Raw genomic sequence first — 726 nt, 5'->3', positions numbered from 1 at the left:
CATGTATCGCAGCATTTTTCTTTATTTTTCATAAACGCCTCCTATCTCCGTCTTGAGCTGCTTAATCGTCTCTATGATCACCTGATCTCCTTCTTTCAGCCACACGTCCACTTTCCGGATTGTGCCGTCTGCGAACGTAGCAATCACGATCCCCTGTTCTGGAATGTACTCCAGGTCGTCCAGATCATAAAACGCCCTTGTCGCTTGCAGTGCCGGCAGAAGCAGGTCACAAATTTTCTGTTTATCTTCCATTTTTCCTCTCCTTGTGTTAATATACAGTTGAATAGTTTGTTGAGTGCATGAGGGTTGCCGCCCTGTACATGCGCTCATTTTTTATATAGGCCCCGCCTGCAATATGTAAATCACAACCGCCTGCACCATGTTCAACGCCAGTGACACAAATGCGATCGTTACTATGCCCTTTGTCGCCTGGTCTCTCTGCTTCCGCTTCCGACAGATGATATCGTGTTTCTTTACTTCAATTACCTGTAATCCCTGCACCGCTTTCACCTCCTCTGTATCTCACAATATCCTCAACCTTTACTTCTAATACTTTGCAAACCTTTCCTAATTTCCAGGGCTTCATATATAGCCCACGACGCATCATACAGATAGTACTGTATCCCACACCTGATTGTTTTGATAATTCATACAGATCCATTCCTGCGTTACCAATTGCAATCAAAAATTTCTCTGGGTCTGCCTGCAACATTGTTGTATCGCGTG

The 726-nt window shown here is 44.6% G+C and carries 3 protein-coding genes; all 3 read right to left on the bottom strand.

From position 1 onward, the window contains the following. Positions 1-21: 21 nt before the first annotated feature. Positions 22-252, bottom strand: coding sequence for a hypothetical protein (locus WKT01_RS13725; protein ID WP_340312764.1), 231 nt, complete (start codon positions 250-252; stop codon positions 22-24). Between the two features lie 81 nt (positions 253-333). Then, positions 334-501 carry a hypothetical protein gene (locus tag WKT01_RS13720; RefSeq protein ID WP_270396168.1) on the bottom strand — a complete coding sequence of 56 codons (168 nt, stop codon included), beginning with the start codon at positions 499-501 and terminating at the stop codon, positions 334-336. Then, the coding region (locus WKT01_RS13715) for a helix-turn-helix domain-containing protein (protein ID WP_340312762.1) at positions 479-726 on the bottom strand (248 nt) is incomplete at its 5' end. The genes WKT01_RS13720 and WKT01_RS13715, both read right to left, overlap by 23 nt.

Origin of the sequence: Mediterraneibacter sp. ICN-202921, assembly GCF_037890075.1 — a bacterium.
Lineage (GTDB): Bacteria > Bacillota > Clostridia > Lachnospirales > Lachnospiraceae > Mediterraneibacter > Mediterraneibacter massiliensis.
The sequence above is the reverse complement of the archived record's forward strand: the minus strand, read 5'-3'. Positions and strand labels throughout refer to the sequence as shown.